Annotated in this window: 22 protein-coding genes; 8 read left to right on the top strand and 14 right to left on the bottom strand. The window is 63.7% G+C overall.

Going from position 1 to position 25390, the window contains the following annotated elements; all coding sequences use genetic code 11:
* Positions 1–21: 21 nt before the first annotated feature.
* Positions 22–672, bottom strand: coding sequence for a sel1 repeat family protein (locus tag GV819_RS21885; RefSeq protein ID WP_161758134.1), 651 nt, complete (start codon positions 670–672; stop codon positions 22–24).
* Between the two features lie 169 nt (positions 673–841).
* Between GV819_RS21885 and GV819_RS21890 the strand changes: the two genes are divergently transcribed.
* From GV819_RS21890 to GV819_RS21900, 3 genes are read left to right on the top strand one after another with little or no spacing between them, the layout of a single operon-like run.
* Positions 842–2062 carry a putative DNA modification/repair radical SAM protein gene (locus GV819_RS21890; RefSeq protein ID WP_161758135.1) on the top strand — a complete coding sequence of 407 codons (1221 nt, stop codon included), beginning with the start codon at positions 842–844 and terminating at the stop codon, positions 2060–2062.
* Positions 2059–2952: a TIGR03915 family putative DNA repair protein gene (locus tag GV819_RS21895; protein WP_161758136.1), complete on the top strand. Its 894-nt coding sequence runs from the start codon at positions 2059–2061 to the stop codon at positions 2950–2952. The genes GV819_RS21890 and GV819_RS21895 overlap by 4 nt, the downstream gene beginning before the upstream one ends.
* A gap of 12 nt (positions 2953–2964) precedes the next feature.
* Positions 2965–3651, top strand: a complete 687-nt coding sequence (locus GV819_RS21900; RefSeq protein WP_161758137.1) for a hypothetical protein — start codon at positions 2965–2967, stop codon at positions 3649–3651.
* 148 nt (positions 3652–3799) lie between these two features.
* Here GV819_RS21900 and GV819_RS21905 read toward each other — a convergent pair whose 3' ends face one another.
* The 5 genes from GV819_RS21905 to GV819_RS21925 form a co-directional block, all read right to left on the bottom strand.
* A complete protein-coding gene (locus tag GV819_RS21905; protein ID WP_161758138.1) occupies positions 3800–4819 on the bottom strand; it encodes a branched-chain amino acid aminotransferase in 1020 nt (339 codons plus the stop codon).
* Between the two features lie 291 nt (positions 4820–5110).
* Entirely contained in the window at positions 5111–6502 is a 1392-nt protein-coding gene (gene lpdA, locus GV819_RS21910; protein ID WP_161758139.1) for a dihydrolipoyl dehydrogenase, read from the bottom strand.
* A 17-nt stretch (positions 6503–6519) separates the two neighbouring features.
* The gene (locus GV819_RS21915; protein WP_161758140.1) at positions 6520–7827 is read right to left on the bottom strand and encodes a dihydrolipoamide acetyltransferase family protein; all 1308 of its coding nucleotides are present in this window, start codon (positions 7825–7827) and stop codon (positions 6520–6522) included.
* Entirely contained in the window at positions 7828–8886 is a 1059-nt protein-coding gene (locus tag GV819_RS21920) for an alpha-ketoacid dehydrogenase subunit beta (protein ID WP_161758141.1), read from the bottom strand.
* Position 8887: 1 nt separating this feature from the next.
* The gene (locus GV819_RS21925; protein WP_161758142.1) at positions 8888–10123 is read right to left on the bottom strand and encodes a 3-methyl-2-oxobutanoate dehydrogenase (2-methylpropanoyl-transferring) subunit alpha; all 1236 of its coding nucleotides are present in this window, start codon (positions 10121–10123) and stop codon (positions 8888–8890) included.
* Positions 10124–10319: 196 nt separating this feature from the next.
* Between GV819_RS21925 and bkdR the strand changes: the two genes are divergently transcribed.
* Positions 10320–10808, top strand: coding sequence for a Bkd operon transcriptional regulator BkdR (gene bkdR, locus GV819_RS21930; protein WP_161758143.1), 489 nt, complete (start codon positions 10320–10322; stop codon positions 10806–10808).
* A 3-nt stretch (positions 10809–10811) separates the two neighbouring features.
* Here the strand turns inward: bkdR and GV819_RS21935 are convergent, their stop codons facing one another.
* Positions 10812–12014: an HD-GYP domain-containing protein gene (locus GV819_RS21935; RefSeq protein WP_161758144.1), complete on the bottom strand. Its 1203-nt coding sequence runs from the start codon at positions 12012–12014 to the stop codon at positions 10812–10814.
* Between the two features lie 148 nt (positions 12015–12162).
* Positions 12163–14088 carry a methyl-accepting chemotaxis protein gene (locus GV819_RS21940; protein ID WP_434738439.1) on the bottom strand — a complete coding sequence of 642 codons (1926 nt, stop codon included), beginning with the start codon at positions 14086–14088 and terminating at the stop codon, positions 12163–12165.
* Here GV819_RS21940 and GV819_RS21945 point away from each other — a divergent pair.
* On the top strand, positions 14087–15571 hold the full coding sequence (locus GV819_RS21945; protein WP_161758146.1) for a DASS family sodium-coupled anion symporter: 1485 nt from the start codon (positions 14087–14089) through the stop codon (positions 15569–15571). The two genes, GV819_RS21940 and GV819_RS21945, sit on opposite strands and share 2 nt — an antisense overlap.
* Before the next feature lie 42 nt (positions 15572–15613).
* On the opposite strand, the gene dapF is transcribed toward GV819_RS21945, so the two are convergent.
* Positions 15614–16408, bottom strand: a complete 795-nt coding sequence (dapF, locus tag GV819_RS21950) for a diaminopimelate epimerase (RefSeq protein WP_161758147.1) — start codon at positions 16406–16408, stop codon at positions 15614–15616.
* A gap of 217 nt (positions 16409–16625) precedes the next feature.
* On the opposite strand from dapF, the gene GV819_RS21955 reads away from it, so the two are divergent.
* Both GV819_RS21955 and GV819_RS21960 read left to right on the top strand, forming a co-directional pair.
* A complete protein-coding gene (locus GV819_RS21955) occupies positions 16626–18287 on the top strand; it encodes an MFS transporter (protein ID WP_161758148.1) in 1662 nt (553 codons plus the stop codon).
* Positions 18284–19408 (top strand): HlyD family secretion protein, encoded by a 1125-nt coding sequence (locus tag GV819_RS21960; protein ID WP_161758149.1) that lies wholly within the window; start codon positions 18284–18286, stop codon positions 19406–19408. The genes GV819_RS21955 and GV819_RS21960 overlap by 4 nt, the downstream gene beginning before the upstream one ends.
* Positions 19409–19593: 185 nt before the next feature.
* On the opposite strand, the gene copD is transcribed toward GV819_RS21960, so the two are convergent.
* Genes copD through GV819_RS21975 form a run of 3 tightly spaced genes read right to left on the bottom strand, consistent with a single transcriptional unit; the run spans position 19594 to position 21305 of the window.
* Positions 19594–20469, bottom strand: coding sequence for a copper homeostasis membrane protein CopD (gene copD, locus GV819_RS21965; RefSeq protein ID WP_161758150.1), 876 nt, complete (start codon positions 20467–20469; stop codon positions 19594–19596).
* 3 nt (positions 20470–20472) lie between these two features.
* Positions 20473–20841: a copper homeostasis periplasmic binding protein CopC gene (copC, locus tag GV819_RS21970; RefSeq protein ID WP_161758151.1), complete on the bottom strand. Its 369-nt coding sequence runs from the start codon at positions 20839–20841 to the stop codon at positions 20473–20475.
* Between the two features lie 29 nt (positions 20842–20870).
* The gene (locus GV819_RS21975; RefSeq protein ID WP_161758152.1) at positions 20871–21305 is read right to left on the bottom strand and encodes a GNAT family N-acetyltransferase; all 435 of its coding nucleotides are present in this window, start codon (positions 21303–21305) and stop codon (positions 20871–20873) included.
* 263 nt (positions 21306–21568) lie between these two features.
* On the opposite strand from GV819_RS21975, the gene GV819_RS21980 reads away from it, so the two are divergent.
* The gene (locus GV819_RS21980) at positions 21569–22189 is read left to right on the top strand and encodes a TetR/AcrR family transcriptional regulator (protein ID WP_161758153.1); all 621 of its coding nucleotides are present in this window, start codon (positions 21569–21571) and stop codon (positions 22187–22189) included.
* Between the two features lie 544 nt (positions 22190–22733).
* On the opposite strand, the gene preA is transcribed toward GV819_RS21980, so the two are convergent.
* Positions 22734–24008, bottom strand: coding sequence for an NAD-dependent dihydropyrimidine dehydrogenase subunit PreA (preA, locus tag GV819_RS21985; protein ID WP_161758154.1), 1275 nt, complete (start codon positions 24006–24008; stop codon positions 22734–22736).
* Entirely contained in the window at positions 24009–25376 is a 1368-nt protein-coding gene (locus GV819_RS21990; protein WP_161758155.1) for an NAD(P)-dependent oxidoreductase, read from the bottom strand.
* Between the last annotated feature and the right edge of the window lie 14 nt (positions 25377–25390).

A 25390-nucleotide genomic window follows, 5' to 3' on the forward strand; every position in this document is an offset into this window, starting at 1 on the left:
CGGCCGGTATTTCTTTGCGCCTCAGGACTGGGCGGCCTTGATGGCTGCGCGAATGTCCTCCTGCAACTGCCGGGCACCGCTGCAGGCCGGATCGTCGATGCCAAACTTGCAGGACTTCTCCAGCACCTTCAGGGCCTGCTTGACGTCGGCCTGCACGCCGATCCCGCGACTCAGATGGAAACCGTACATGGTGCAGGCCCAGGGATCGTCGAGGTCGCAGGCCTGAGCGAAGGACTGCACGGCACACTGGCGAGTCGCTTCGCTGTCGGGCTGCGCTTTCAGCAGGCCTGCGGCGTGGTTGGTGCAACCGGACACCAGCCCCAGGCTGCAGGCGCGCTGGTACAGCGGTTCGTAAGTCGCAGCCGGGCCAGCGGCCTGTTGCAGGGTGGTGCCCAACCAGTAGCAGTCGTTGCCGTTTCCGGCTTCGCAGCGGCTCATGCAACTGTCCAGTTGTGCCGCGTTTTGGCAACGGTTGGCCTGGGTGGTCTGGATCTTGGCGCGTTGTGGCATGACGGCAGTCGGGCATTGCTGCGCCTGGGCCTGCCAGGCTTTTTCAGCCTGGACCTTGGCCGCCAGCCTGGCGACCAGGGCCTGGCGATCTTCGCCGGCATTGACCTGGAAGGCTGCGAGCATCAAGGCCAGGACTAGGCATAGACGAGACAGGGAACGCATGGTGATTCCTTTCATGGGGCAGGGCGGTATCGCTGCGGCGCATGGTAAGGGTTTTCCCCGGGGGCCTGTAGCCACCTCGACAGAGTTTTTTGCTGCGCCGCACAAGGATTGCTTGAACCTTGCCAGGCGGACTCTGTACTGTATATAAAAACAGCATCCAGGTGTGATCATGCAACTGATCGACAAGTTGAGCATTCTCGCCGATGCGGCCAAGTACGATGCCTCCTGCGCCAGCAGCGGCGCGCCCAAGCGCAGCTCCGAAGGCAAGAGCGGGCTGGGTTCGAGCAGCGGCATGGGCATCTGCCACAGCTACACCCCGGACGGACGCTGCGTTTCCTTGCTGAAGGTGCTGCTGACCAATTTCTGTCTCTACGACTGCCAGTACTGCGTCAACCGCCGCTCCAGCGATGTGCCCCGGGCGCGCTTCAGCCCCGAGGAAGTGGTGCTGCTCACCCTGGACTTCTATCGACGCAATTGCGTCAGCGGGTTGTTCCTCAGTTCCGGGATCATCCGCTCGGCGGACTACACCATGGAGCAACTGGTGCGGGTTGCGCAGTTGCTGCGCGAGGAGCACGAATTTCGTGGCTACATTCACCTCAAGACCATTCCCGATGCCGACCCGGCGCTGATCGAGCAAGCCGGGCGCTATGCCGACCGCCTCAGCGTCAATGTCGAGCTGCCCACCGACCAGAGCCTCAAGACCCTGGCCCCGGAAAAACAGCTGGGCTCGATCAAGCAGGCCATGCGCACCATCTACACCGGCGAGCAGACGGTGCTCAACGAGCCCCGGGCCCCGCGCTTCGCCCCGGCCGGGCAGAGCACGCAGATGATCGTTGGCGCCGATGACACCGACGACAGCACCATTTTGCACAGCGCCGAGTCCCTGTACGGCAACTTCCGTTTGCGCCGGGTCTATTACTCGGCCTTCAGCCCGATTCCCAACAGCCCGAAAAGCGTGCCCCTGGCCGCGCCACCGCTGATGCGCGAGCACCGCTTGTATCAGGCGGACTTCCTCCTGCGTGGCTACGGTTTCAGCGCCAACGAGCTGTTCAAGGGGCCGGGGCACCTGGCCTTGGACATCGATCCGAAGCTGGCCTGGGCGCTGGAGAATCGCAGCGTCTTCCCCCTCGATTTGAACCGCGCCGAACCGGCGTTGATCTCGCGAATCCCGGGGATCGGCCTGCGCACCACCCAACGCCTGGTGGAGCTGCGCCGCGAGCGGCGGATTCGCTTCGAGGACCTGGCGCGCATGCGTTGCGTGCTAAGCAAGGCCAAGCCGTTCTTCATCACCAGCGACTACCACCCGCAGCAGGCGGAAAGCAGCAGCGCCTTGCTCTACCAGCAACTGCGGGACCGCCCGCAACCCCAGCAGATGGGGTTGTGGGGATGATCAGCCTGGACTGCGACGACCTGTTCGACACCTGGCGCCAGCAGGCACGCTGGCTGCTCAGCCATTCCATCGACCCGAGCCGAGTCAGTTGGTCCGGGGCTCGGGAAAATGACCTGTTTGCCAGCGACGAGGAGTGCCCTGAAGCGTCGGGCCCGTTTCGCGCGCGGATTCCCCCGGCGTTGCTGCAGCTGTTGGAGCGGGCGGGCGCTTATCGCGGGGACCAGCGCTGGAGCCTGCTGTATGAGGTGCTGTGGCGGGTCAGCCACGGCGACCGCACGGCGATGCTCAGCGGTGATCAACTGGGCAGCGAGCTGCAACGGCGGATCAAGCAAGTGGACCGCGAGGCTCATCACCTGCACGCCTTTGTGCGGTTTGTCCGCCTGGCCGAAGGGCGTTCGAGCCTGGCGCAACAGCCGGAGTTCGTCGCCTGGCACGAGCCGGCCCACGACATCCTGGCCAGCGCCAGCCAGCACTTTATCGGGCGCATGGGGCGCCATCGCTGGATGATCGCTACCCCCCGGGACGGGGTGTATTTCGATGGCCGGGAGCTGCTCTATCAACGTCGGTGCCCGCTTGGTTGGCAGCAACTGGCGCAGCCAGCCGAAGACCCCGGCGGCGACTTGTGGCTGGCCTACTACAGCCACATCTTCAACCCGGCGCGGCTCAACCCCAAGGTCATGCAGGGGCACTTGCCGGCCCGCTTCTGGAAGCACCTGCCGGAGGGGCCGCTGATCCCGGCGCTGATCAGCGAAGCGCGCCATGGCAAGCAGCGTGATGGCCAGGCCAGCCCGGTGGCGGCGCGGCCAGGCAAGCGGATTGGTCAGGTACGCAGCGATGGTGCTGGGCAGGCGCCGGGGTCATGCCTGACAATGCGCGGTTTTGAGCAATGAGGCAGATCGCCAATGGATGATGGCAAGGGTATTACCGAGGAGTTCTGGTCGAAGACGGTAACTGACGACGCGAAGATGATGTGGCGAGTGGGCAGCCGTGGGGTGACCTTCCTGATGGCATTGCTGCTGCCCAAAACTGGATTCAACGCCGTGGATATCGGGGTCGGGGTGTTGACCATGTTGATCCCCTTGCTGGTGATCGAAACGCAAAGGGCCTATTCGAAGTTTTCCCCAGGGTTCCTCGCCTGGGTGATTCGCATCAGTGTCTTCGCCAGCGGTGTGGCCATGGCCAGCCTGGGGTTGGTGATCTACTTCGGGATAGTGGTGCCCGTGGTGTCGCTGGTAGGGGTTGTCTTTTTTCAACAGGCGGCCGGTTCAAATGGTCTCGGGCACAGTGTGCTGGAGCCTTTAGGGTATTGGTGGGTGGCGGCGGTCACGACGTTGGTGGTGATGTATTCACTGCTCGAGAACTTTCGCAAGATGAAGGTTCTACAACACACCTATCACTTGCCGCGAGAGCAAATGATGTGGCTCATGCAGGCCCGGCCAATGCGCGCCAGGAATTGGTCAACGTTTGCCGGTTTTGAAGCCTGCGTACTGGTCAGTAGTTTTTGCTACACCTTTCTGGCGTCCCTGGCCGTACTGCTAATGATGGATGGGTCGCGACAGGTACTGACACTATTCGGCATCGGTCTTTGACGACTGAACCCGCCTTCGTCAGGTCAAGGCGGGTCGAGCAGCCGTTGCATGGCTTGCTCGGCAGGAGCAAGTCGACGAAGTAAATTGCCGGCATGAAAAAGCCCGCCCCTGGCAAGCAGGGGCGGGCTGGGTTGCAGCAGGGCGCGAATCAGACCTTGACGATCCAGCCCGCTGGCGCTTCCACGTCGCCGGTCTGCACACCGGTCAGCTCTTTGTAGAGCTTCTGGGTGACAGGGCCGACTTCTTTCTCGCTGTAGAACACGTGCAGCTTGTTCTGGTACTCGATGCCGCCGATCGGCGTGATCACCGCGGCGGTACCGCAGGCACCGGCTTCCTTGAAGTCCGCCAGCTTGTCGATGAACACGTCGCCTTCGATCACTTCCAGGCCCAGGCGGGTCTTGGCCAGTTCGATCAATGACAGGCGGGTGATACCTGGCAGTACCGATGGCGAGTTCGGGGTGACGAACTTGTCATCATGGGTAATACCGAAGAAGTTCGCCGAGCCGACTTCCTCGATCTTGCGGTGGGTCAGCGGGTCGAGGTAGATGCAGTCGGCAAAGTGCGCCTTCTTGGCCTCGGAGCCAGGCATCAGGCTGGCGGCGTAGTTGCCACCGACCTTGGCCGCGCCGGTGCCTTGCGGGGCAGCACGGTCGTAGCTGGAGATCAGGAAGTTGTGCGGGGTCAGGCCGCCCTTGAAGTAGGCGCCGACCGGGATGGCGAAGATCGAGAAGATGAACTCGGGTGCGGTACGCACGCCGATGTTGTCACCCACGCCGATCACGAACGGACGCAGGTACAGCGCGCCGCCGGTGCCGTAAGGCGGGATGAAACGTTCGTTGGCCTTGACCACCTGCTTGCAGGCTTCGATGAACTGTTCGGTGGGCACGTGCGGCATCAGCAGACGCGCGCAGCTGCGTTGCATGCGGGCGGCGTTCTGGTCCGGGCGGAACAGGTTGATCGAGCCGTCCTTGCAGCGGTAGGCCTTGAGGCCTTCGAAACATTGCTGGCCATAGTGCAGGGCAGTGGAGCCCTCGCTGATGTGCAGCACGTTGTCTTCGGTCAGGGTGCCCTTGTCCCACTCGCCGTTACGCCAGTGCGACAGATAGCGCTTGTCTGTCTTGATGTAGTCAAAACCCAGCTTGTCCCAATTGATGCTTTCGTTACCCATGACACCCTCTATCACTTAACAACCGCCGGAACGGCTCAAGGCTTCTGACGTTTTTTTGGATGGGCACAACAATACTGCATTCCGGGGGCGTACCGCATCCCGGACGATGGCAGGGGCGACAAAAAAACTGAACCTGCTCATGAAACGTCCCCCCTATAACAGCCCCCGTATCCCCGTAGGAGCGAGCTTGCTCGCGAAGGCCCCGGCGCGAACGCTTGGCTATCCCCGCCAGCCCTTTCGCGGGCAAGCCACGCTCCTACCTGGGCACAGTCCTGTGTGTCCCTTGGTTGGTTACAGATGCAAGGCGTGGCCCAATGCGCGCAACGCCGCTTCCTGGACCGCTTCGCCCAGGGTCGGATGCGCGTGGATGGTGCCGCCGATGTCTTCCAGCCGCGCACCCATTTCCAGGGATTGGCCGAACGCCGTGGACAACTCGGATACCCCGGCGCCCACTGCCTGCCAGCCGACAATCAGGTGATTGTCACTTCGGGCCACCACCCGCACGAAACCGCTTTTCGATTCCAGGGTCATGGCCCGGCCATTGGCCGCGAACGGGAAGCTGCTGACGATGCAATCCAGGCCAGCGGCGCGGGCCTCGTCCGGGGTCTTGCCCACCACCACCAACTCCGGGTCGGTGAAGCACACTGCCGGGATCGCCGCCGGGTTGAACTCGCGGTGCTTGCCGGCAATCAGTTCGGCGACCATCTCGCCCTGGGCCATGGCCCGGTGCGCGAGCATCGGCTCGCCGCTCAAGTCGCCGATGGCCCAGACGTTGCGCATGCTGGTCTGGCAGCGGTTGTCGATCTTGATTGCTGCGCCGTTCATCTCCAGGTTCAGGCTTTCCAGGTTCCAACCCTGGGTGTTGGGCTTGCGACCCACTGCTACCAGTACCTGATCGGTTTCCAGGTTCAGGGTCTCACCGTTGGGTTCACGTACCTGCAGGCTGCTGGATGTCGCATCGAAGCCCAGCACGCTGTGCTTGAGGTAGAGCTTGATCCCCAACTGCTTCACCGAATCCAGCACCGGCTGGGTCAGTTCGCCATCGTAGGCCGGGAGAATGCGCTCCTGAGCCTCGACCACGCTGACCTCGACCCCCAGCTTGCGGTAGGCGATGCCCAGCTCCAGGCCGATGTAGCCGCCGCCGACCACGGTCAGGCGCTTGGGCAGGGTCTTAGGTGCCAGGGCCTCGGTGGAAGAGATGATCGGCCCGCCGATGGGCAGCATCGGCAGGTTGACGCTTTTCGAACCGGTGGCCAGCAGCAGGTGCTCGCACTGGATGCGGGTCTCGGCGCCTTCGATCTCCACGGTCTTGCCGTCGATCACCTTGGCCCAGCCCTGGATCACCTGGACCTTGTGCTTCTTCAGCAACGCGGCAACCCCGGTGGTCAGGCGGTCGACGATGCCGTCCTTCCATTCCACGCTCTTGCCGATGTTCAGGGTCGGCGCCGCCACTTCGATGCCCAAGGCCGAGCCCTGGCTGTGGTGGCGGGTCTGGTGGAACTGCTCGGCGACATGGATCAGCGCCTTGGACGGGATGCAGCCGATGTTCAGGCAGGTGCCACCCAGGGACTGGCCCTCCACCAGGATGGTCGAGATACCCAGCTGGCCGGCACGAATCGCCGCCACATAACCGCCAGGGCCGCCGCCGATGATCAGCAGTTGGGTAGTAAGAGTCTGTTGCATGCATGCTCCTCTGATCATCAGTCCACAAACAGCGTGGCGGGTTGTTCGAGCAGGCCGCGAATGGCCTGGATGAATTGCGCGGCGTCCATGCCGTCGACCACCCGGTGATCGAAGGAGCTGGAGAGGTTCATCATCTTGCGGATCACGATCTGGCCCTTGATCACCATCGGCCGCTCGACGATGCGGTTGACCCCGACAATCGCCACTTCCGGCAGGTTCAGCACCGGGGTGCTGACGATGCCGCCCAGGGCACCGAGGCTGGTGAGGGTGATGGTCGAACCGGACAGCTCATCGCGAGCGGCCTTGCCGCTGCGGGCGGCCTGGGCCAGGCGCGAGATTTCCTCGGCGTTGCCCCACAGGCTGCGGGCTTCGGCGTGACGTACCACGGGCACCATCAGGCCGATGTCGCTCTGGGTGGCGACCCCGACATGCACCGCGCCGAGGCGGGTGATGACCTGGGCTTCGTCGTCGTAGCGCGCGTTGATCTGCGGGAACTCGCGCAGGGCCACCACCATGGCCCGCACCAGGAACGGCAGCAGGGTCAGCTTGCCGCGGCTGGCGCCGTGTTTTTCATTGAGGTGCACGCGCAGCTCTTCCAGGGCGGTGACGTCCACTTCCTCGACATAGCTGAAGTGCGCGGCACGGTGCTTGGATTCCTGCATGCGCTGGGCGATCTTGCGGCGCATGCCGATCACCTGGATCTGCTCTTCGTCGTGGCGTTCGGCATAACCGGTGCCAGGGGCCGAGTAGCCGTGCAGCGGTTGGCTGTCCTGGGCCAGGTAGGCGTCCAGGTCCTCGTGGAGGATGCGCCCGGCCGGGCCGCTGCCTTGTACCAGGCGCAGTTGGATACCCTGGTCGAGGGCATGCTTGCGCACTGCCGGCGAAGCCAATGGGCGCTCGTCGGCTTCGCGGGCCACCGGTGCCTGCGGGGCAGGGCGGCTGCAGGCGGGTTGGCTGCGCACTGCCGGCTTGGCTTCAGCCTGGGGCGCTGCGGCCACCGCTGCTGGTGCCGGCTTATTAATAGCGGCCTGCTCTTTGTGGCTAGCGGCAGGCGCCTGGGCGGACTCCTTGAAGTTGCCCGCGCCTTCGACTTCGATGCTGATGAGGATGCTGCCCACCGCCATCACTTCACCGGGCTCGCCGCCCAGGGCGATGACCTTGCCGTGCACCGGCGAGGGGATATCGACCATGGCCTTGTCGGTCATGACATCCGCCAGTATCTGGTCTTCCACCACCAGGTCGCCGACTTTCACATGCCACTGCGCCAATTCCACTTCTGCGATGCCTTCGCCGATGTCCGGCATCTTGATAACGTGCGTGCCCATTCAGACCTCCATGACCCGTTGCAGCGCCGCGCCCACTCGGGACGGCCCTGGGAAATATGCCCACTCCTGCGCGTGGGGATACGGCGTATCCCAACCGGTGACGCGCTCGATCGGGGCTTCCAGGTGGTGGAAGCAGTGTTCCTGCACCAGCGACACCAGTTCGGCGCCGAAACCGCAGGTACGGGTGGCTTCGTGCACCACCACGCAACGGCCGGTCTTCTTCACCGACTTGACGATGGTGTCCAGGTCCAGCGGCCACAGGCTGCGCAGGTCGATGACCTCGGCGTCGATGCCGGTTTCCTCGGCCGCCACTTGCGAGACATAGACGGTGGTGCCGTAGGTGAGGATGGTCACATCCTTGCCAGGGCGGGTAATGGCCGCCACGTCCAGCGGCACTTTGTAGTAGCCGTCCGGCACCTGGGCCGACGGGTGTTTCGACCAGGGGGTTACCGGGCGGTCGTGGTGGCCATCGAACGGGCCGTTGTACAGGCGCTTGGGTTCCAGAAAGATCACCGGGTCATCGTTCTCGATGGAGGCGATCAACAGGCCCTTGGCGTCGTAGGGGTTGGAAGGCATCACGGTGCGCAGGCCGCAGACCTGGGTGAACATCGCCTCGATGCTCTGGCTGTGGGTCTGGCCGCCGTAGATGCCGCCGCCGCAAGGCATGCGCAGGGTCATCGGCGCGGTGAACTGGCCGGCGGAGCGATAGCGCAGGCGCGCGGCTTCGGAAATGATCTGGTCCGAGGCCGGGTAGACGTAGTCGGCGAACTGGATTTCCGCCACCGGGCGCAGGCCATAGGCGCCCATGCCGATGGCCGCGCCGACGATGCCGCTTTCCGAGATCGGCGCATCGAACACCCGCGAGGTGCCGTACTTGGCCTGCAGGCCCTCGGTGCAGCGGAACACGCCACCGAAGTAACCGACGTCCTGGCCGAACACCACGACGTTGTCGTCACGCTCAAGCATCACATCCATGGCCGAGCGCAGGGCCTGGATCATGGTCATGGTGGTGGTGGTCATGGCGGTGTCCAACTGGATATTGTTGTTGTGGTCGTTCATCTCAGATCCCCAGTTCCTGGCGTTGGCGTTTCAGGTGCTCGGGCATGTCCTTGTAGACATCCTCGAACATGGTCGCGGCGCTGGGGATCTGGCCGCCGGCGAGGGTGCCGAACTGCTCGGCCTCCTTCTGCGCGGCGATGACCTGGGCTTCAAGCTCGGCACTGACGGCGCTGTGTTCCTCTTCGGACCACTGGCCGATCTTGATCAGGTGCTGCTTGAGGCGGGTGATCGGGTCGCCGAGGGGGAAGTGGCTCCAGTCGTCGGCCGGGCGGTATTTCGACGGGTCGTCGGAGGTGGAGTGCGGGCCGGCGCGGTAGGTGACCCATTCGATCAGGGTCGGGCCGAGGTTGCGCCGGGCGCGTTCGGCGGCCCAGCGCGAGGCGGCGTAGACCGCGATGAAATCGTTGCCGTCGACCCGCAGCGAGGCGATGCCGCAGCCCACGCCGCGTCCGGCGAAGGTGGTGGCTTCACCGCCGGCGATGGCCTGGAAGGTGGAGATCGCCCACTGGTTGTTGACCACGTTGAGGATCACCGGCGCGCGGTACACGTGGGCGAAGGTCAGCGCGGTGTGGAAGTCCGACTCGGCGGTGGCGCCGTCGCCGATCCAGGCCGAGGCGATCTTGGTATCGCCCTTGATCGCCGAGGCCATGCCCCAGCCCACGCCCTGCACGAACTGGGTCGCCAGGTTGCCGGAGATGGTGAAGAACCCGGACTCTTTCACTGAGTACATGATCGGCAACTGGCGTCCCTTGAGCGGATCGCGCTCGTTGGACAGCAGTTGGCAGATCATCTCCACCAGCGGTACGTCGCGGGCCATCAGGATGCTTTGCTGGCGGTAGGTGGGGAAGCACATGTCGTCGATGTTCAAGGCCAGCGCCTGGGCGCTGCCGATGGCTTCCTCGCCGAGGCTCTGCATGTAGAACGACATTTTTTTCTGCCGTTGGGCGACCACCATGCGGTTGTCGAAGATCCGCGTCTTGAGCATGGCGCGCATGCCCTGGCGGAGGATCTCCACGGGCACGTCGCTGGCCCATTCGCCCAGGGCATTGCCCTGATCGTCGAGCACACGGATCAGCCCGCGGGCCAGGTCGGCGGTTTCCGCAGGTTCAATCTCGATAGGGGGTTTGCGAGCCAGGCCGGCGTCGTTCAGACGCAGGTAGGTGAAGTCGGTCTTGCAGCCGGGACGGCCCGAGGGTTCGGGAACGTGCAGGCGTAGCGGTGCATACGCTGTGGTCATGGCTTTCTACGCTCGATCTTGTGGATTTCTTGTAATTGGGCGCGCTAGCTGACAGTCATTTCCTGGGTAAGGAAAATCTTGTCCTACAAACATCATAGGCCGGGTGAAGGAGAATATTTATCTCTGTTTCATTGCGCTGGAGGTCATTTGCAGATAAAAAATCTGCATAAACATAAAAACAAGGTTGTTTTGTCTCATGCGCAAACTGGACCGTACCGACATCGGCATTCTCAACAGTCTTCAGGAGAATGCCCGCATCACCAACGCTGACCTGGCCCGCTCGGTGAACCTTTCACCGACCCCGTGCTTCAACCGGGTCAAGGCCATGGAGGAGCTGGGGCTGATCCGCGAGCAGGTGACCCTGCTGGACCCCGACCTGCTGGGGCTGCACGTCAACGTATTCATTCACGTCAGCCTGGAGAAGCAGGTGGAAGAGGCCTTGCAGCACTTCGAGGAGGCGATTGCCGACCGCCCGGAAGTCATGGAGTGCTACCTGATGGCCGGAGACCCGGACTACCTGATCCGGGTGCTGGTGCCGACTATCCAGGCGCTTGAGCGTTTCATGATGGACTTTCTGACCAAGGTTCCCGGGGTGGCCAATATCCGCTCCAGCTTCGCCCTCAAGCAGGTGCGCTACAAGACCGCGCTGCCGCTGCCGGCCAACGGCCTGACCCTGGGTCTCTGAGGCTCAGGCGGAGAGCCCGTTCCACAGCTGCTCCAGGTTCTTGAAGTCCCAGTCTTCCGGGGCTTCGCGCGCGATGATGCGATCCTGGCCCTGGACCTTGGCCAGATCGATCACGCTCTGCGCCAATGGCAGGTTGGAGCGGGTCGAGAAGAACACCTTGACTCTGGGCGTCAGCAGGGCGCTCGGATGCTGCTCCATCACCACCGCCAGGCGACCGCTTTTCAGGCGCACCAGCGAACCTACCGGGTAGATGCCCACGCTCTTGACGAAGGCCTGGAACACCCGCTGGTCGAAATGGCCTTTCCAGGTGGACATGCGCTGGATCGCCTCGGCCGGGTCCCAGCCACGGTTGTAGGGGCGATTGGAGGTCACTGCGTCATACACGTCACAGACCGCGCCCATTTGTGCAAACAGGCTGATCTGGCTGCCGGCCAGGCGGTGCGGATACCCGGAACCGTCGGCCTTTTCGTGATGGTGCAGGCACACGTCGAGCACCACGGCATCCACATCGCTGCTTTGGCGCAGGATTGCGCCGCCGGCTTCCGGGTGGCGCTTGACCTGCTCGAACTCGCTGTCCGAGAGCTTTTGCGGTTTGTTCAGAATGCTGTCGGGGATGGTCAGCTTGCCCACGTCATGCAGCAGGCCGGCGATGCCCGCCAGGCGAATATAGTCCTCCGACAGCCCCAACTGACGCGCGGTGGCCAGCATCAGTGCACAGACTGCCACTGAATGCATATAGGTGTAGTCGTCGGCGTTCTTCAGTCGCGCCAGGCTGATCAGCGCATTGGGATGACGCAGCACCGACTGGGCGATCTGCACCACCAGTTCTTCGGCTTGTTGCATCTCCAGTGCCTGGCCCATGCGCACTTCCTGGAACATCGCCATCACCGCCTTGCGCGAGTGGGCGCAGAGCTTGAGGGCACGCTGGACTTCCTCATCCATGCTCGCCCGCGGCGTCGGCAACTCCACCGCAGGGGCCGTTGTTGGTGTCGGGGTCGGTGCCGGCGGGCTGGCCTCAGGCAGGTCGCAACCCTTGCTGGAGTCGATCCACAGGCTGCTCAGGTTGGAGCGTTGCAGGCGCTGCAGGTCGTCACGGCTGTCGAGGACAAAACCGGCTTTCCAGAATGAGTGGTCCAGCCAGGAACCACAGAACTGATGGATGTACATGCCCATTTGCAGCTGTTGGATCGAGATCAGTTTCAGCATGACCAGCACTCCCCTAGAGGGCGCTCGGCGATCACCGGCCAGCCGTCCCCTGCATGATCGGGATGATCTGTAGGAGGCGGCTGGCTGGCGAACAGCGTCCAGCACGAGCGTTTTTTCTACCTGGCTTCTCAGCGGGCCTTGGCCCGTCTCACAGGGAGAAGCGTGCCACCAGTTTGTTCAGACTCACCGCCAGGGACGACAGTTCACTGCTGGCGATCGAGGTCTGGCTGGCCGCGGACGAGCTTTGCAGCGACAGGTCGCGGATGCTCATCAGATTCTGGTCCACCGAGCGTGCGACCTGGGCCTGCTCCTCCGAGGCGGTGGCGATCATCAGGTTGCGTTCGTTGATCTCGCTGATGGCCTGGGTGATGTGGCTGATGGCAGCACCGGCCTCGTGGGCGATGGCCAGGGTCTGGCTGGCGTCCTCGCTGCTTTGCTGCATGGACACCATGGCCTTGCTCGAACCGCTCTGGATGCCCTGGATCATCTGCTCGATTTCCTGGGTCGAGAGTTGGGTGCGGTGGGCCAGGGCCCGCACTTCGTCAGCCACCACGGCAAAACCGCGACCCTGTTCACCCGCCCGGGCGGCCTCGATGGCGGCGTTCAGCGCCAGCAGGTTGGTCTGTTCGGCAATCGCCCGGATCACGTCCAGGACCTTGGTGATGTCCTGGGCCTGTTGGGCCAGGCCAGCCATTTCCACCCGGGTGTTCTCCACGGTCCCGGTGAGTTTTTCGATGGAGTGGATGGTCTGTTCGACGCGCTCCTTGCCCAGCCCTGCGGAACGCTCCGAAGCCTGGGTCGACTGCGAGGCGGAGACCGCATTGCGTGCCACTTCCTCGACGGCGGCGGTCATTTCGTTGACTGCCGTGGCGGCCTGGTCGGTCTCCATGCTCTGTTGCTGGATACCGGCGTTGGACTCACGGGTAATGGCGCTCATTTCCTCGGCGGCGGAGGCCAATTGAGTGGAAGAGTCGGCAATGTGGCGGATGGTCGACTTCAAGCTGTCGAGCATCGCCTGGGTGGATTTCTGCAGGTCGGTCAGTTCGTCCTGGCCGTTGACTTCGACCTCGGCACGCAGGTCGCCCTCGGCGATTTTCTGCGTGGTGCTCAGCAGTGATTGCACCGGGCGGATGATGCTGCGGGTGAACAGCACCGCGATGAGCATGGTCAGGATGATCGCCAGGACGATGATCAGCGAGGTCAGGGTCAGGCCGCTGTCGAACTGCTCGCCGGCCTGGGTCGCCGAGTGTGCGGCACCTTTTTCGTTGAGACTGATCAGCGCTTCGATGGCGCTCTGCAACGTGTTGGCCAGGGGCACGGTGACCTGGTTGATGTAGTCACTGCTCTGTTGCGCGGTATTGGTCTTGCTGGCATCGATCACCACGGCCAGCTTGTCCAGGTAGTCCTGGGCGTTACGCTTGACCTGATCGTAGAGGGTTTTTTCCTCGGCACTGGAGACCAGCGGCTCGTAGTCCTTGATCACCTGGGCCAGGGTGGTTTTCAGCGAGCCCAGCTTGTCCAGGGACGCGCCTTTCTGGCTGTCGGTTTCAGTGGCGTAGTGCAGCGCCTCCAGGCGTACACGCAACGCGCTGGATTCGATTTTCGTGGCTTGTCTGACGCTGGGCAGCCAGTTGGACTGAAGGTCCAGTGCCGCGTCGTGAATCTGTCCCATTTTCCACAGTGCCAGTCCCCCCAGACCGATCAACAACATACAGATGGCGCCAAAACTCAGCAGCGCCCTGGAAGTCAGTTTCAAGTTTCTTATCACCATAAAGGCACCTTGCAAGTTGGAGTGATACAACCAATAACAGTTCGACTCCTTGTCTCCTTGGTAGCACTCTGATCTCAAACATGTGAAAAATCTGCATAGATGTAAAAATATATTTCCAATTGTTATTTTTTGTTCAGCCCGGGGACAGCTGGTGGGGAGTACAGGGTCTGGCCAGGGGTATTTCAGGCCTCGCGGGTACAGGAATGAGGGGGGCACACCCCCTTGGACTTGACCCTTATCAAGGCAGTTTTGGCAGTTTTGAGGCATCCTTGACGTCTCCCCAACGAAAAGGAAAAGGCCCATGACAACGCCTGTGACAACGGCGCCCGCGACCAAGGCCGTATTCCCGATTGGATTGCTGATCGGCGTGCTGGCGTTGGTCGGGGTACTGCTTCTGCCTCTGCCCGCCGACCTGCCGGTGGCAGGGCACCGGATGCTGGCGATCCTCGCGTTCGCCGTGGTGGTGTGGATCAGCGAAGCCGTGTCCTATGAGGCCAGCGCGATCATGATCACTGCGCTGATGGCTTTCCTTATCGGCACCGCGCCGACCCTGCAGGACCCGACCCAGATCTACGGCAGTTCGGCGGCCATCAGCATGGCCCTGACCGGCTTCTCCAACTCGGCCCTGGCCCTGGTGACCGGCGCCTTGTTCATCGCCGCGGCGATGACCCACACCGGCCTCGACCGACGCATTGCCCTGGTGACCCTGACCCGGGTCGGTACCAGCACCCGGGGCATCCTGGTCGGGGCCATCGCGGTGACCATCCTCCTCAGCTTGTTGGTGCCCAGCGCTACAGCGCGCAGCGCCTGCGTGGTGCCGATCATGATGGGTGTGATCGCCGCCTTTGGGGTCGACAAACGCTCGAACATCGCCGCCGGGCTGATGATCGTGGTGGCCCAGGGCACCAGCATCTGGAACGTCGGCATCCAGACCGCCGCCGCACAGAACCTGCTGACCGTGGGTTTCATGGACAAGATGCTTGGCCAGCGCGTGGCCTGGCTCGATTGGTTGATCGCCGGGGCGCCCTGGGCGGTGATCATGTCCCTGGTACTGCTGTGGCTGGTGCTCAAACTGCTGCCGCCGGAAACCGACAGCATCCCCGGTGGCAAGGAAGCCGTGGCCCAGTCCCTGGTGGATATCGGGCCCATGACCGGGCCGCAGAAACGCCTGCTGGCGGTTTCGCTGTTGCTGCTGCTGGCCTGGTCCACCGAGGGCAAGCTGCACCCCTTCGACACCACGACCACCACCTACGCCGGCCTGGTGATCCTGTTGTTGCCACGGATCGGCATCATGACCTGGAAGGACGTGCAGGCACGGATTCCCTGGGGCACGGTGATTGTCTTCGGTGTCGGCATCAGCCTGGGCACGGCGCTGCTCAGCACCCAGGCCGGGCAGTGGCTGGGGACTCAGGTGGTGGCCCATACCGGGCTCGACCATCTCGGCCCGCTGGCGGTGTTCGCGATCCTCGGCGCCTTCCTGATCCTGATTCACCTGGGATTTGCCAGCGCCACCGCGCTGACTTCGGCCTTGCTGCCGATCCTGATTGCAGTGCTGCAGACCTTGCCGGGCGAGATCAATCGCTTGGGCATGACCATGCTCCTGGGGTTTGTCGTCAGCTACGGTTTTATCCTGCCGATCAACGCGCCGCAGAACATGGTCTGCCTGGGCACCGAAACCTTCAATGCGCGGCAGTTCGCCAAGGTCGGGTTGCTGGTGACGCTGGTGGGTTACCTGCTGATGCTGGTGTTCGCCATGACCTGGTGGAAGTGGCTGGGCTGGATCTAGGCCGCGTTGCCCGGGCGCCCGGTTTTTGCCGGCGCCACGGTGTCATAGCGAGCCGTGAAACACCCGGGTCACGGTACCGGCCAGGCGCACCTTGCCCTGGCCGTCCCAGCTGACGGTCACCGGGCCACCATCGCATAGCACCTTGACTGGGCTGTCCAGCAAACCACGGCGGATGCCATTGACCGCGGCCCCGCAGGAGCAGGAGCCTGAGCCCAGGGGAATCGCGCCGTTGCGTTCCCAGATCCTCAGGCGAAGGGTCTGGCGGTCGATGATCTGGATGAAATGCACGTTGGTCTTTTGTGGAAACAGCGGGTCGGCCTCGATTAGCGGGCCGATACTGGCGATATCGAGGCGCTCCAGGTGCTCGACGAAAAAGCTGCAATGGGGGTTGCCCATGCTGCATGCCGTCGGCGTTCCCGGCAGTGGCAAGGTCAAAGTGTCCAGGGGCCGGGCCAGGGGAATCGCCTGCCAGGCGAACTGTGGCTCGCCCATTTCCACCGAAATCGACTGATCGTCCAGGCGCTGGCAGCGCTGGATACCGCGCTCGGTCTTCACCTGCAGCGAACGCTCGCCGCTTTCGCCCAGCAGCAGCTCGGCAGCGCCGCGGGTGGCACTGCCGCAGGTGCTCAGGCTGGAACCATCGGCGTTCCAGAAGGTCAGTTGCGCCGCCGTCTCGGGGCAATCGCTGAGCACCACTAGTTGATTGAAACCGATGCCGCGCTGCCGATCGCCCAGGGCCCTGGCACGTTCGCGGGTGATCGGGTAGTCGCGACCACGGGCGTCGATCAGCACGAAATCATCACCATTGGCGTGCATTTTTATAAAGGACAGGGGCATTTGAGTTCCGGATAATGACGGCCAAGGTCGGGTGGCGTTGAGACTCGGCGCCTGCTGAAGGATTTCGGAAAAACAGCGCCGACGCCAGCGTCTTCAAATAAAATTCATCCACGCCGTTGCCGGTTCGCCTGCCTTCGGGGTTTTCCGGCACACTGGCGGACCATGAGAAATATCGCCAATGGCTGCGTTGCAGCCTGGCACTGCACAAGGTCACTGCATGGATCACTACGCCCCGCGCAACTGGCAGCCCCACGAAAAGCCCAGCTTGCCCGGTTCCCCCTCGACACCGCTGCACCCCACCCACAAGCGCCTGGCCTATGCCCTGGTGGGCTTGCTGGTGGCCATCACCGGCGGCCTGGGCAATTCGCTGGTGATCGCCAACCTGCCGTATCTGCAGGGCGCACTGGGCGCCACCACGGCGGAAATGGCCTGGCTGCCGGCGGCCTACGTGATGACCAACGTGTCGATGAACCTGCTGCTGGTGAAGTTTCGCCAGCAGTTCGGCCTGCGGGCCTTCACCGAGGTGTTCCTGGTGCTGTATGCCCTGGTGACCTTCGGCCACCTGTTCGTCAACGACCTGAGTTCGGCGATCGCCGTGCGTGCGGCCCACGGCATGGTCGGTGCCGCCCTGAGTTCCCTGGGCCTGTACTACATGGTCCAGGCCTTCCCGGCGAAGTGGCGACTCAAGGCCCTGGTGCTGGGGTTGGGCACCTCGCAACTGGCCTTGCCCCTGGCGCGGCTGTTTTCCGAGGATCTGCTGCAGATTGCCGAATGGCGCGGCCTGTATCTGTTCGAACTGGGCCTGGCACTGACTTCCCTGGGCTGCGTGTTCATGCTCAAGCTGCCGCCGGGGGATCGCTTTCGCACCTTCGAGAAACTCGACTTCCTGACCTTCGCCTTGCTCGCCAGCGGCGTGGCGCTACTGTGCGCGGTGCTGTCCCTGGGGCGGATCGACTGGTGGCTGGAGGCGCCGTGGATCGGCTATGCCAGCGCTGGCTCGATCGTGCTGATCATGGCGGGGTTGTGCATCGAACATAACCGCAGCAACCCGATGCTGATGACCCGCTGGCTTGGCAGTGGGGCGATGATCCGCCTGGCCCTGGCGGTGATCCTGATCCGCATGGTGTTGTCCGAGCAGTCCACCGGCGCAGTGGGTTTCCTCCAGGCCTTGAACATGAGCAGCGAGCAGATGCGCATGCTCTACGGGGTAATGCTGCTGGGCAGTATCGCCGGGCTGGCCACCAGCGCCCTGACCATCAACCCGGCGCACCTGCTGATGCCGCTGATCATCTCCCTGGCGCTGATGGCGCTGGGTTCGGTGATGGACAGCTTCTCCAGCAACCTCACGCGCCCGGCCAACATGTACCTCAGCCAGTTCCTGCTGGCCTTTGGCGGAACCTTCTTCCTCGGCCCGACCATGGTCCTGGGGACCCGCAACGTGCTGACCAATCCGCGCAACCTGGTGAGCTTCTCGGTGTTGTTCGGCATCTGCCAGAACCTCGGCGGGCTGATCGGCTCGGCGTTGCTCGGGACCTTCCAGATCGTTCGTGAGAAATACCATTCCAGCCATATCGTCGAGCAGCTGACCTTGCTCGATCCCCAGGTGCTGGCCCGGGTGCAGAGTGGCGCAGCGGCTTATGGCAAGATCATCGCCGACCCCGACCTGCGCACCCTGCAAGGCATGCGCAGCCTGGCCACGGCGGCCACCCGCGAGGCTAATGTGCTGGCCTATAACGATGTCTTCATGCTGATTGCGGTGATTGCCGTACTGACCATGGTCTGGATCTTCATTCGCAGCCTGTGGCTGATGAGCACGACCCGCGCGGTCGTGCCTGCGGCCCCGGTTTCCGTTCAACCCAGTGGTGCCCCTTCTTCATGAGCGAATCCATCCATCCCACCACCAATGCCATTGCCGCATCCGCCGAGCCCAATGGACCGCCGACCCTTCCCGGTACCGAACCACGGCCGCTGGTGGTGCGCATCATTTCGTCCCTGGGATTTGCCGCCATCGCCATCGTCGGTGTGCTGATCGTGCTTTACGCCTGGCAGCTGCCGCCGTTTTCCAGCGCCGTGGAAAGCACCGAGAATGCCCTGGTGCGCGGGCAGGTAACCATCATCGGGCCGCAGCTCAGCGGCTATGTGTTCGAGGTTCCGGTGCAGGACTTCCAGCAGGTCAAGGCCGGCGACCTGCTGGTGCGCCTCGACGACCGCATCTACCAGCAGCGCCTGGATCAGTCCCAGGCGCAACTGGCGGTGCAGAAAGCGGCCCTGGCCAATGCCCTGCAACAACGTAATAGCGCCGAGGCCACCATCAAGCTGCGCCAGGCGGCGCTGGCCGACAGCCAGGCCCAGGCGCGCAAGAGCGTGGCGGACCTGCAACGCAACGAAGCGTTGATCGCCGACGGTTCGGTGTCCCGGCGTGAGCTGGACGTGACCCGTGCCGCCAATGCCCAGACCGTGGCGGCAGTGGCCCAGGCCCAGGCACAACTGGAAATCGCCCGGCAGGATCTGCAGACGGTGATCGTCAATCGCGGTTCGCTGGAAGCCGCGGTGAGCAGTGCCGAGGCGGCGGTGGAACTGGCACGGATCGATTTGTCCAACACCCGAGTGCTGGCGCCACGGGATGGGCAACTGGGGCAGATCGGCGTGCGCCTGGGGGCCTACGTCAATTCCGGTGCGCAGTTGATGGCCCTGGTGCCCAACCAGCTGTGGGTGATTGCCAACCTGAAGGAAACCCAGATGGACAATGTGCGTGTGGGGCAGCCGGTGAGCTTTAGCGTGGATGCGCTGAGCCACCGCAAATTCAGCGGCAAGGTGCAACGGATTTCCCCGGCCACCGGTTCCGAATTCGCCTTGTTGCAGGCCGACAACGCCACCGGCAACTTCGTCAAGATTGCCCAGCGCGTGCCGGTGCGGATCAGCGTCGACCCGGATCAACCGGAGCTTGAACGCCTGCGTCCCGGACTGTCGGTGGTGGTCAGCATCGACACCTCCCGCTAACCGACACACCGCCGCTCTGTAGGAGCCGGCTTGCCGGCGAAGGCGGTCTTGCGGGCCTCTTCGCTGGCAAGCCAGCTCCTACGGTAGGCAGGAATATCGCGGGGGATCTGTAGGAGCCGGCTTGCCGGCGAAGGCGATCTTGCGGGCCTCTTCGCTGGCAAGCCAGCTCCTACCGGGGGGATCGTTCAGACCGCTTGCATTGGCGGCAAGGTGCCCAGCAGCGAGACTGCGGCCACTGCGGCCACCCCCAGCAGCCATTCCACCTGCACGCTGTTGCGCAGGCTCGACAGGCGCTGGTCGCAGCCGCGGATTCGCAGGCGGTTGAACAGCGCCAGCCCGAGCATGCCCGCCACCAGCAACACCTTGATTAGCAGGATCAGGGCAAAACCATTGAACAATGGCGTCGGCCACCATTGCCCGGTGAGCGCCCGCACGTTGATCAGGCCGGTTATCAGCAAGCCGGTTACCAGCCCATAACCCACGCCGCTGAAGCGCTTTAACAAGGGCTCGACAGACAGGCCCGCGGGTTGCCGCAACACCAGCAACAACACCAGCAAGCCTCCCAGCCAGATGCCGACACAGCTCAAGTGCACGATCTGGTTGAGGATCAACAACTGCCCCTGCAGGCCATCGAGCATGGCCCCGTGACCCACCGGTGCCAGGGTGGCCAACAGCAGCGCGCCGAGCCCCAGTTGCACCGACAGGCGCCGGCCCAGCGGGGTCAGCAGCAGGCCGAGCAACAGCAGGTTGAGCAGCAGGTGCCAAGTCCAGACCTGGCCGAAAAAGGTCTTGCCCAGCACCAACTGCACGGTCGCCGGGTCCAGCGCCGCCGACCAGGCGCCGGCCATGCTGGCGGTGATCAGCAGCAGCCAGCACAGGCCGCTGCCCAGGCCAACCAGCGCCAGCCAGCGGCTGAGTCGCTCCAGTCGGTGCTCAACGGCTTGATGCGTGCCGGGCTGCGGATCGAGCCCCAGCAACAGCGGGCGAAACACCCAGGCACCAACCAGGGTCAAGATCACCGCGAAGTGCACGAAGCGGCACAGCACCAGCCATGACGCCATGGGTTACTGGCTCACCTTGAAGCTGTAGCTGCCTTCGCTCTTGTGGGTATCCACCGACACGGCGTGCCATTGCACCTTGTACTCGCCGGCACGCAGCGGCGTGGCGGCCGGGGTGACGATCAGGACTTTCTTGTCGCTGCCTTCGCTGGCGAGGCTTTTGACTTCCACCGGGGTGCCGTCCTTGCTCAGCTTGACCTGGGTGAAGGCCGCTTCCACGCCTTCGGTGAAGACCAGGCGCAGCGCAGTCGGCGCGGTGACGCTGCTGTCGGCGGCCGGGGTCGAGCTTTTCAGATGGGCATGGGCGAACACCGAGGTGGTGGCCAGCAGGGAGGCGAGCAGGGCGGTGGTGGTGAACAGGTTTTTCAGGGACATGACAGGGTTACCTTTAAAGAGAGTGGGGCTCAACGATCTTGCAACTGCATGTGAATGATCGGAAACGGCCGGCCTTCACCGTCGGTTTCCGAGCGGCCGCAGTCGACGAAACCATAGTGACGGTAGAAACCATGGGCCTTGGGGTTCTGTTCATTGACGTCGACCTTCAGGCCAGGGCGACGCACCTGATCCAGCAGCGTGCGGCCGATGCCCTGGCCGCGCAGGGCCGGCTCGATAAACAGCATCTGCACGATGTCGTCGCTGGTGGCGATAAAACCTGCGGGGCTGGCGTCGGGGTTTTCCCAGACCAGCACCTCGAGGGCCGGCAGGTAGCTGTCGCGCACCAGCGGGTACAGGCGCTGGATATCGTCTTCAGCGATAAAGTCATGGGTGGCGCGTACCGAGCGCTCCCAGAGCGCGGTCAGCAGGGCGTCGTCCGCAGCGACGCGAGGGCGAATCTTCATGGGCATGTTCCATCGGTAACAGGACAGATGGCCGGCGATGGGGCAGGGCCGGCATTCGGGCAGAGACCTGTATGCCCGTGTCGCGAATTAACGCCTGGACGGAGCACCGCAGTGGCTGCTGCAAATGAGCGGGATGCCGATCCTACCCAATACGGCCTGGCGGCGAAAGACCGGCGTCGGCCCGCAATGTCCCAGGCCTGACGGCTCCCCGCAGTGCGCGGGTGGATGCTAGTCTTGCCCCAGGCTGTTTTCAGGGAGCCCTCATGGGCAATCACAAGATCGAGATCCGTCGCAGCAACGTGGAAAAAATCCTCCTGGGTGCCGAGAAAGTCTTTGCTGAAAAGGGCTATGCCGGCACCGCCATGGCGGATATCGCCGAGCAAGTGCAACTGCCGCGCTCCAACCTGCATTACTACTTCAGCACCAAGAGCGAGTTGTACAGCGCGGTGCTGCTGGGCCTGCTGGAGGTGTGGAAGCAGGACGCCCTGTGCTTTGAAATGTTCGACGACCCACGAGTGGTACTGAGCAGTTACATCCGCGCCAAGATGCAGCATTCCCGCAGCCGGCCCTATGGTTCCAAGGTCTGGGCCAACGAGATCATCCATGGCGCGCCGACGCTGGGCGAAGCCCTGGATGCCAGCCTCTACGACTGGGCGAAGATGAAGGAAGCGAAGATTCGCCAGTGGGTCGAGGATGGGCGGATTCTGCCGGTGGAGCCGTCGAGCCTGCTGTACATGATCTGGGCCTCGACCCAGCATTACGCCGACTTCGACCATCAGGTGATGATCCTCAACGAGCACCAGCCGCTGTCGGACCTGCAGTTCGAGCGGGCGGTGCAGACCGTCACCAGCGTGATTCTTCGAGGTATTGGCCTGGAGCCCTGAGCCTGCATCGCCGCCTACCGTAGGAGCTGGCTTGCCAGCGAAAGGGCCCGCAAGACCGCCTTCGCCGGCAAGCCGGCTCCTACAGATCCCCCGCGATATCTCTGCCAGCCGTAGGAGCTGGCTTGCCAGCGAAAGGGCCCGCAAGACCGCCTTCGCCGGCAAGCCGGCTCCTACAGATCCTCCCGCGATATTCCTGCCAGCCGTAGGAGCTGGCTTGCCAGCGAAAGGGCCCGCAAGACCGCCTTCGCCGGCAAGCCGGCTCCTACAGATCCCCCCGCGATATTTCTGCCAGCCGTAGGAGCTGGCTTGCCAGCGAAGAGGCCCGCAAGACCACCTTCGCCGGCAAGCCGGCTCCTACAGATCCCCCCGCGATATTTCTGCCAGCCGTAGGAGCTGGCTTGCCAGCGAAGAGGCCCGCAAGATCGCCTTCGCCGGCAAGCCGGCTCCTACAGATCCCCCGCGATATTTCTGCCAGCCGTAGGAGCTGGCTTGCCAGCGAAGAGGCCCGCAAGACCACCTTCGCCGGCAAGAGCAGGCCTCTCTCTCAAACAGCTTCGTGGTAGGGATTGCGCGGATCGTGCTGCCAGTCCAGGAACGGCTTGCCGGTTTCCTGAGGCACCATGTCGATGCAATCCTGCACCGGGCAGGTGATCTGGCACAGGTTGCAACCCACGCATTCGTCGTCGATCACCTCATATTTATGGGTGCCGTCCGCTTGCCTGAGGCTGGCAATCGCCTGGTGCGAAGTGTCTTCGCAGGCAATGTGGCAGCGTCCGCAACCGATGCACGCCTCCTGGTCAATTTTCGCGATCACCTGGTAGTTGATATCCAGGTACTTCCAGTCGGTGGTGTTGCCCACGGCGCGCCCGCTGAAGTCTTGCAGGCTGTGGTAGCCCTGGCTGTCCATCCATCGCGATAGACCGTCCTTCATCTCTTCGACGATGCGAAAGCCGTGAAGCATGGCGGCGGTGCACACCTGCACCGCACCGCAGCCCAGGGCCACGAACTCGGCGGCATCGCGCCAGTTGCCGATGCCGCCTATGCCGCAGATCGGCAGGCCTTGGGTCTGTGGGTCGCGGGCGATCTCGGCCACCATGTTCAGGGCAATCGGCTTGACCGCCGAGCCGCAGTAACCGCCATGAGTGCTCTGGCTGCCGACCATCGGGTGGGCGACCATGCGTTCCAGGTCGACGCTGGTGATGGAGTTGATGGTGTTGATCAGCGACACCGCGTCGGCGCCACCGCGATGGGCGGCGCGGGCCGCGGTGCGGATGTCGGTGATGTTCGGCGTCAGCTTGACGATCACCGGCAGCGAACAGTAGGTCTTGCACCAGCGGGTCACCTGCTCGACGTATTCCGGCACCTGGCCCACAGCCGCGCCCATGCCCCGTTCCGGCATGCCGTGGGGGCAGCCGAAGTTCAGTTCGATGCCATCGGCGCCGGTGGCTTCCACCAGGGGCAGGATGGCTTTCCACGACGCTTCCTCGCAGGGCACCATCAGCGAAACGATCAGCGCGCGGTCCGGCCAGTCCTTCTTCACCTGGGTGATTTCCTGGAGGTTGATCTCCAGGGAACGGTCGGTGATCAGCTCGATATTGTTGATGCCCATGACCTCGCGGTTAGGCCCGAAGTGTGCCGAGTAGCGCGACGACACGTTGACCGCCGCCGGGTCCTCGCCGAGGGTTTTCCAGACCACGCCACCCCAGCCGGCCTCGAAGGCGCGGACCACGTTGTAGGCCTTGTCGGTGGGGGGCGCGGAGGCCAGCCAGAACGGGTTGGGGGCTTTGATGCCAGCAAAGACAATCGACAGATCGGCCATTTACGCAGCCTCCTGGTTGAGCATGAGTCGGGCATGCATGGCTTCTGCGGCCAGCTTGCCGTGTTGTACCGCCTGCACCGTGAGGTCTTGGCCGAGGCTGACGCAGTCGCCGCCGGCATAGACCCCGGGGATGCTGGTGCGCAGGTGTTCGTCCACCTGGATGCGCTCGCCGCTGCGTTGCAGTTCCCGGACCAGCGGGTCGCTCAGGGCGGCGCCGTCGAAGCCCTGGCCGATGGCCTTGAAGATCGCGTTGGCGGTCAGTTCAAAAGTATCGCCGGTGGTTTGCAGGCGGCCGTCCAGTAGCTGGGTGCGGGCGAAGCGCATGCCGCGCACCTGTCCTTGATCATTGAGCAGCACCTCCTGGGGCGCGGCCCAGGTCAGCAGGCGCACCTGGTTGGCTTTGGCGATTTCCTGCTCGTGGTGGGTGGCGCCCATGTCCTCGATGCCGCGGCGGTACACCAGGTTGACGTCGCGAGCGCCGAGGCGGGCCATCTGCACTGCCATGTCGATGGCGGTGTTGCCCGCGCCGAGGACGATGCAGTGCTCGGCCAGTGGCAACTGGCTGAGGTCGTCGGCCTGGCGCAGTTCGCGGATGTAGTCGGTGGCGGCCAACAGCCCGGGGGCATCCTCGTGTGCCAGCCCCAGCAGCTTGCTGGCGGCCAGGCCGAGGCCGAGGAACACCGCGTCGAACTGCTGGTGCAGTTCGGTCAGGCTGAGGTTGTCGCCGAGCTTCTGCCCGTGGCGAATCTCGATCCCGCCGATGCCCAGGAGGAACTCCAGTTCCTGCTGGGCAAAATCGTCCACCAGCTTGTACTTGGCGATCCCGTATTCGTTGAGGCCGCCGGCTTTGTCCCGGGCTTCGAAAATCACCACTTCATGGCCGTGCAGAGCGCAGCGGTGGGCGCAGGACAAGCCCGCCGGGCCGGCACCGACCACAGCGATGCGCTTGCCGGTGGGCGCGGCGCGCTGGAACGGGTGCTGGGTGAAGTGCGCGTTGTCCACGGCGTAGCGTTGCAACAGGCCGATCAGCACCGGCGCGCACTCCTGGGCGTTGTTGCGCACGCAGGCCTGCTGGCAGAGGATTTCCGTGGGGCAGACCCGGGCGCAACTGCCGCCGAGGATATTGGCCGAGAGGATCTTCTGCGCCGCGCCCTGGACGTTGTCGGTGTGGATATTACGAATGAACGAAGGGATGTCGATCTCGCTGGGGCAGGCGTTGACGCAGGGCGCGTCGTAGCAATACAGGCAGCGCGAGGCTTCCAGGTGGGCCTGGCGGGCGTTGAGTGGCGGTGCCAGGTCGGTGAAATGGCCGGCGAGGGTGGCGCCGTCCTCGGTTGGGTGGGGCAAGTGGTTCAAGGTCTTGATCACGGTTCAGGCCTCAC

The organism is Pseudomonas sp. Fl5BN2 (assembly GCF_009908205.1).
Classification (GTDB): domain Bacteria; phylum Pseudomonadota; class Gammaproteobacteria; order Pseudomonadales; family Pseudomonadaceae; genus Aquipseudomonas.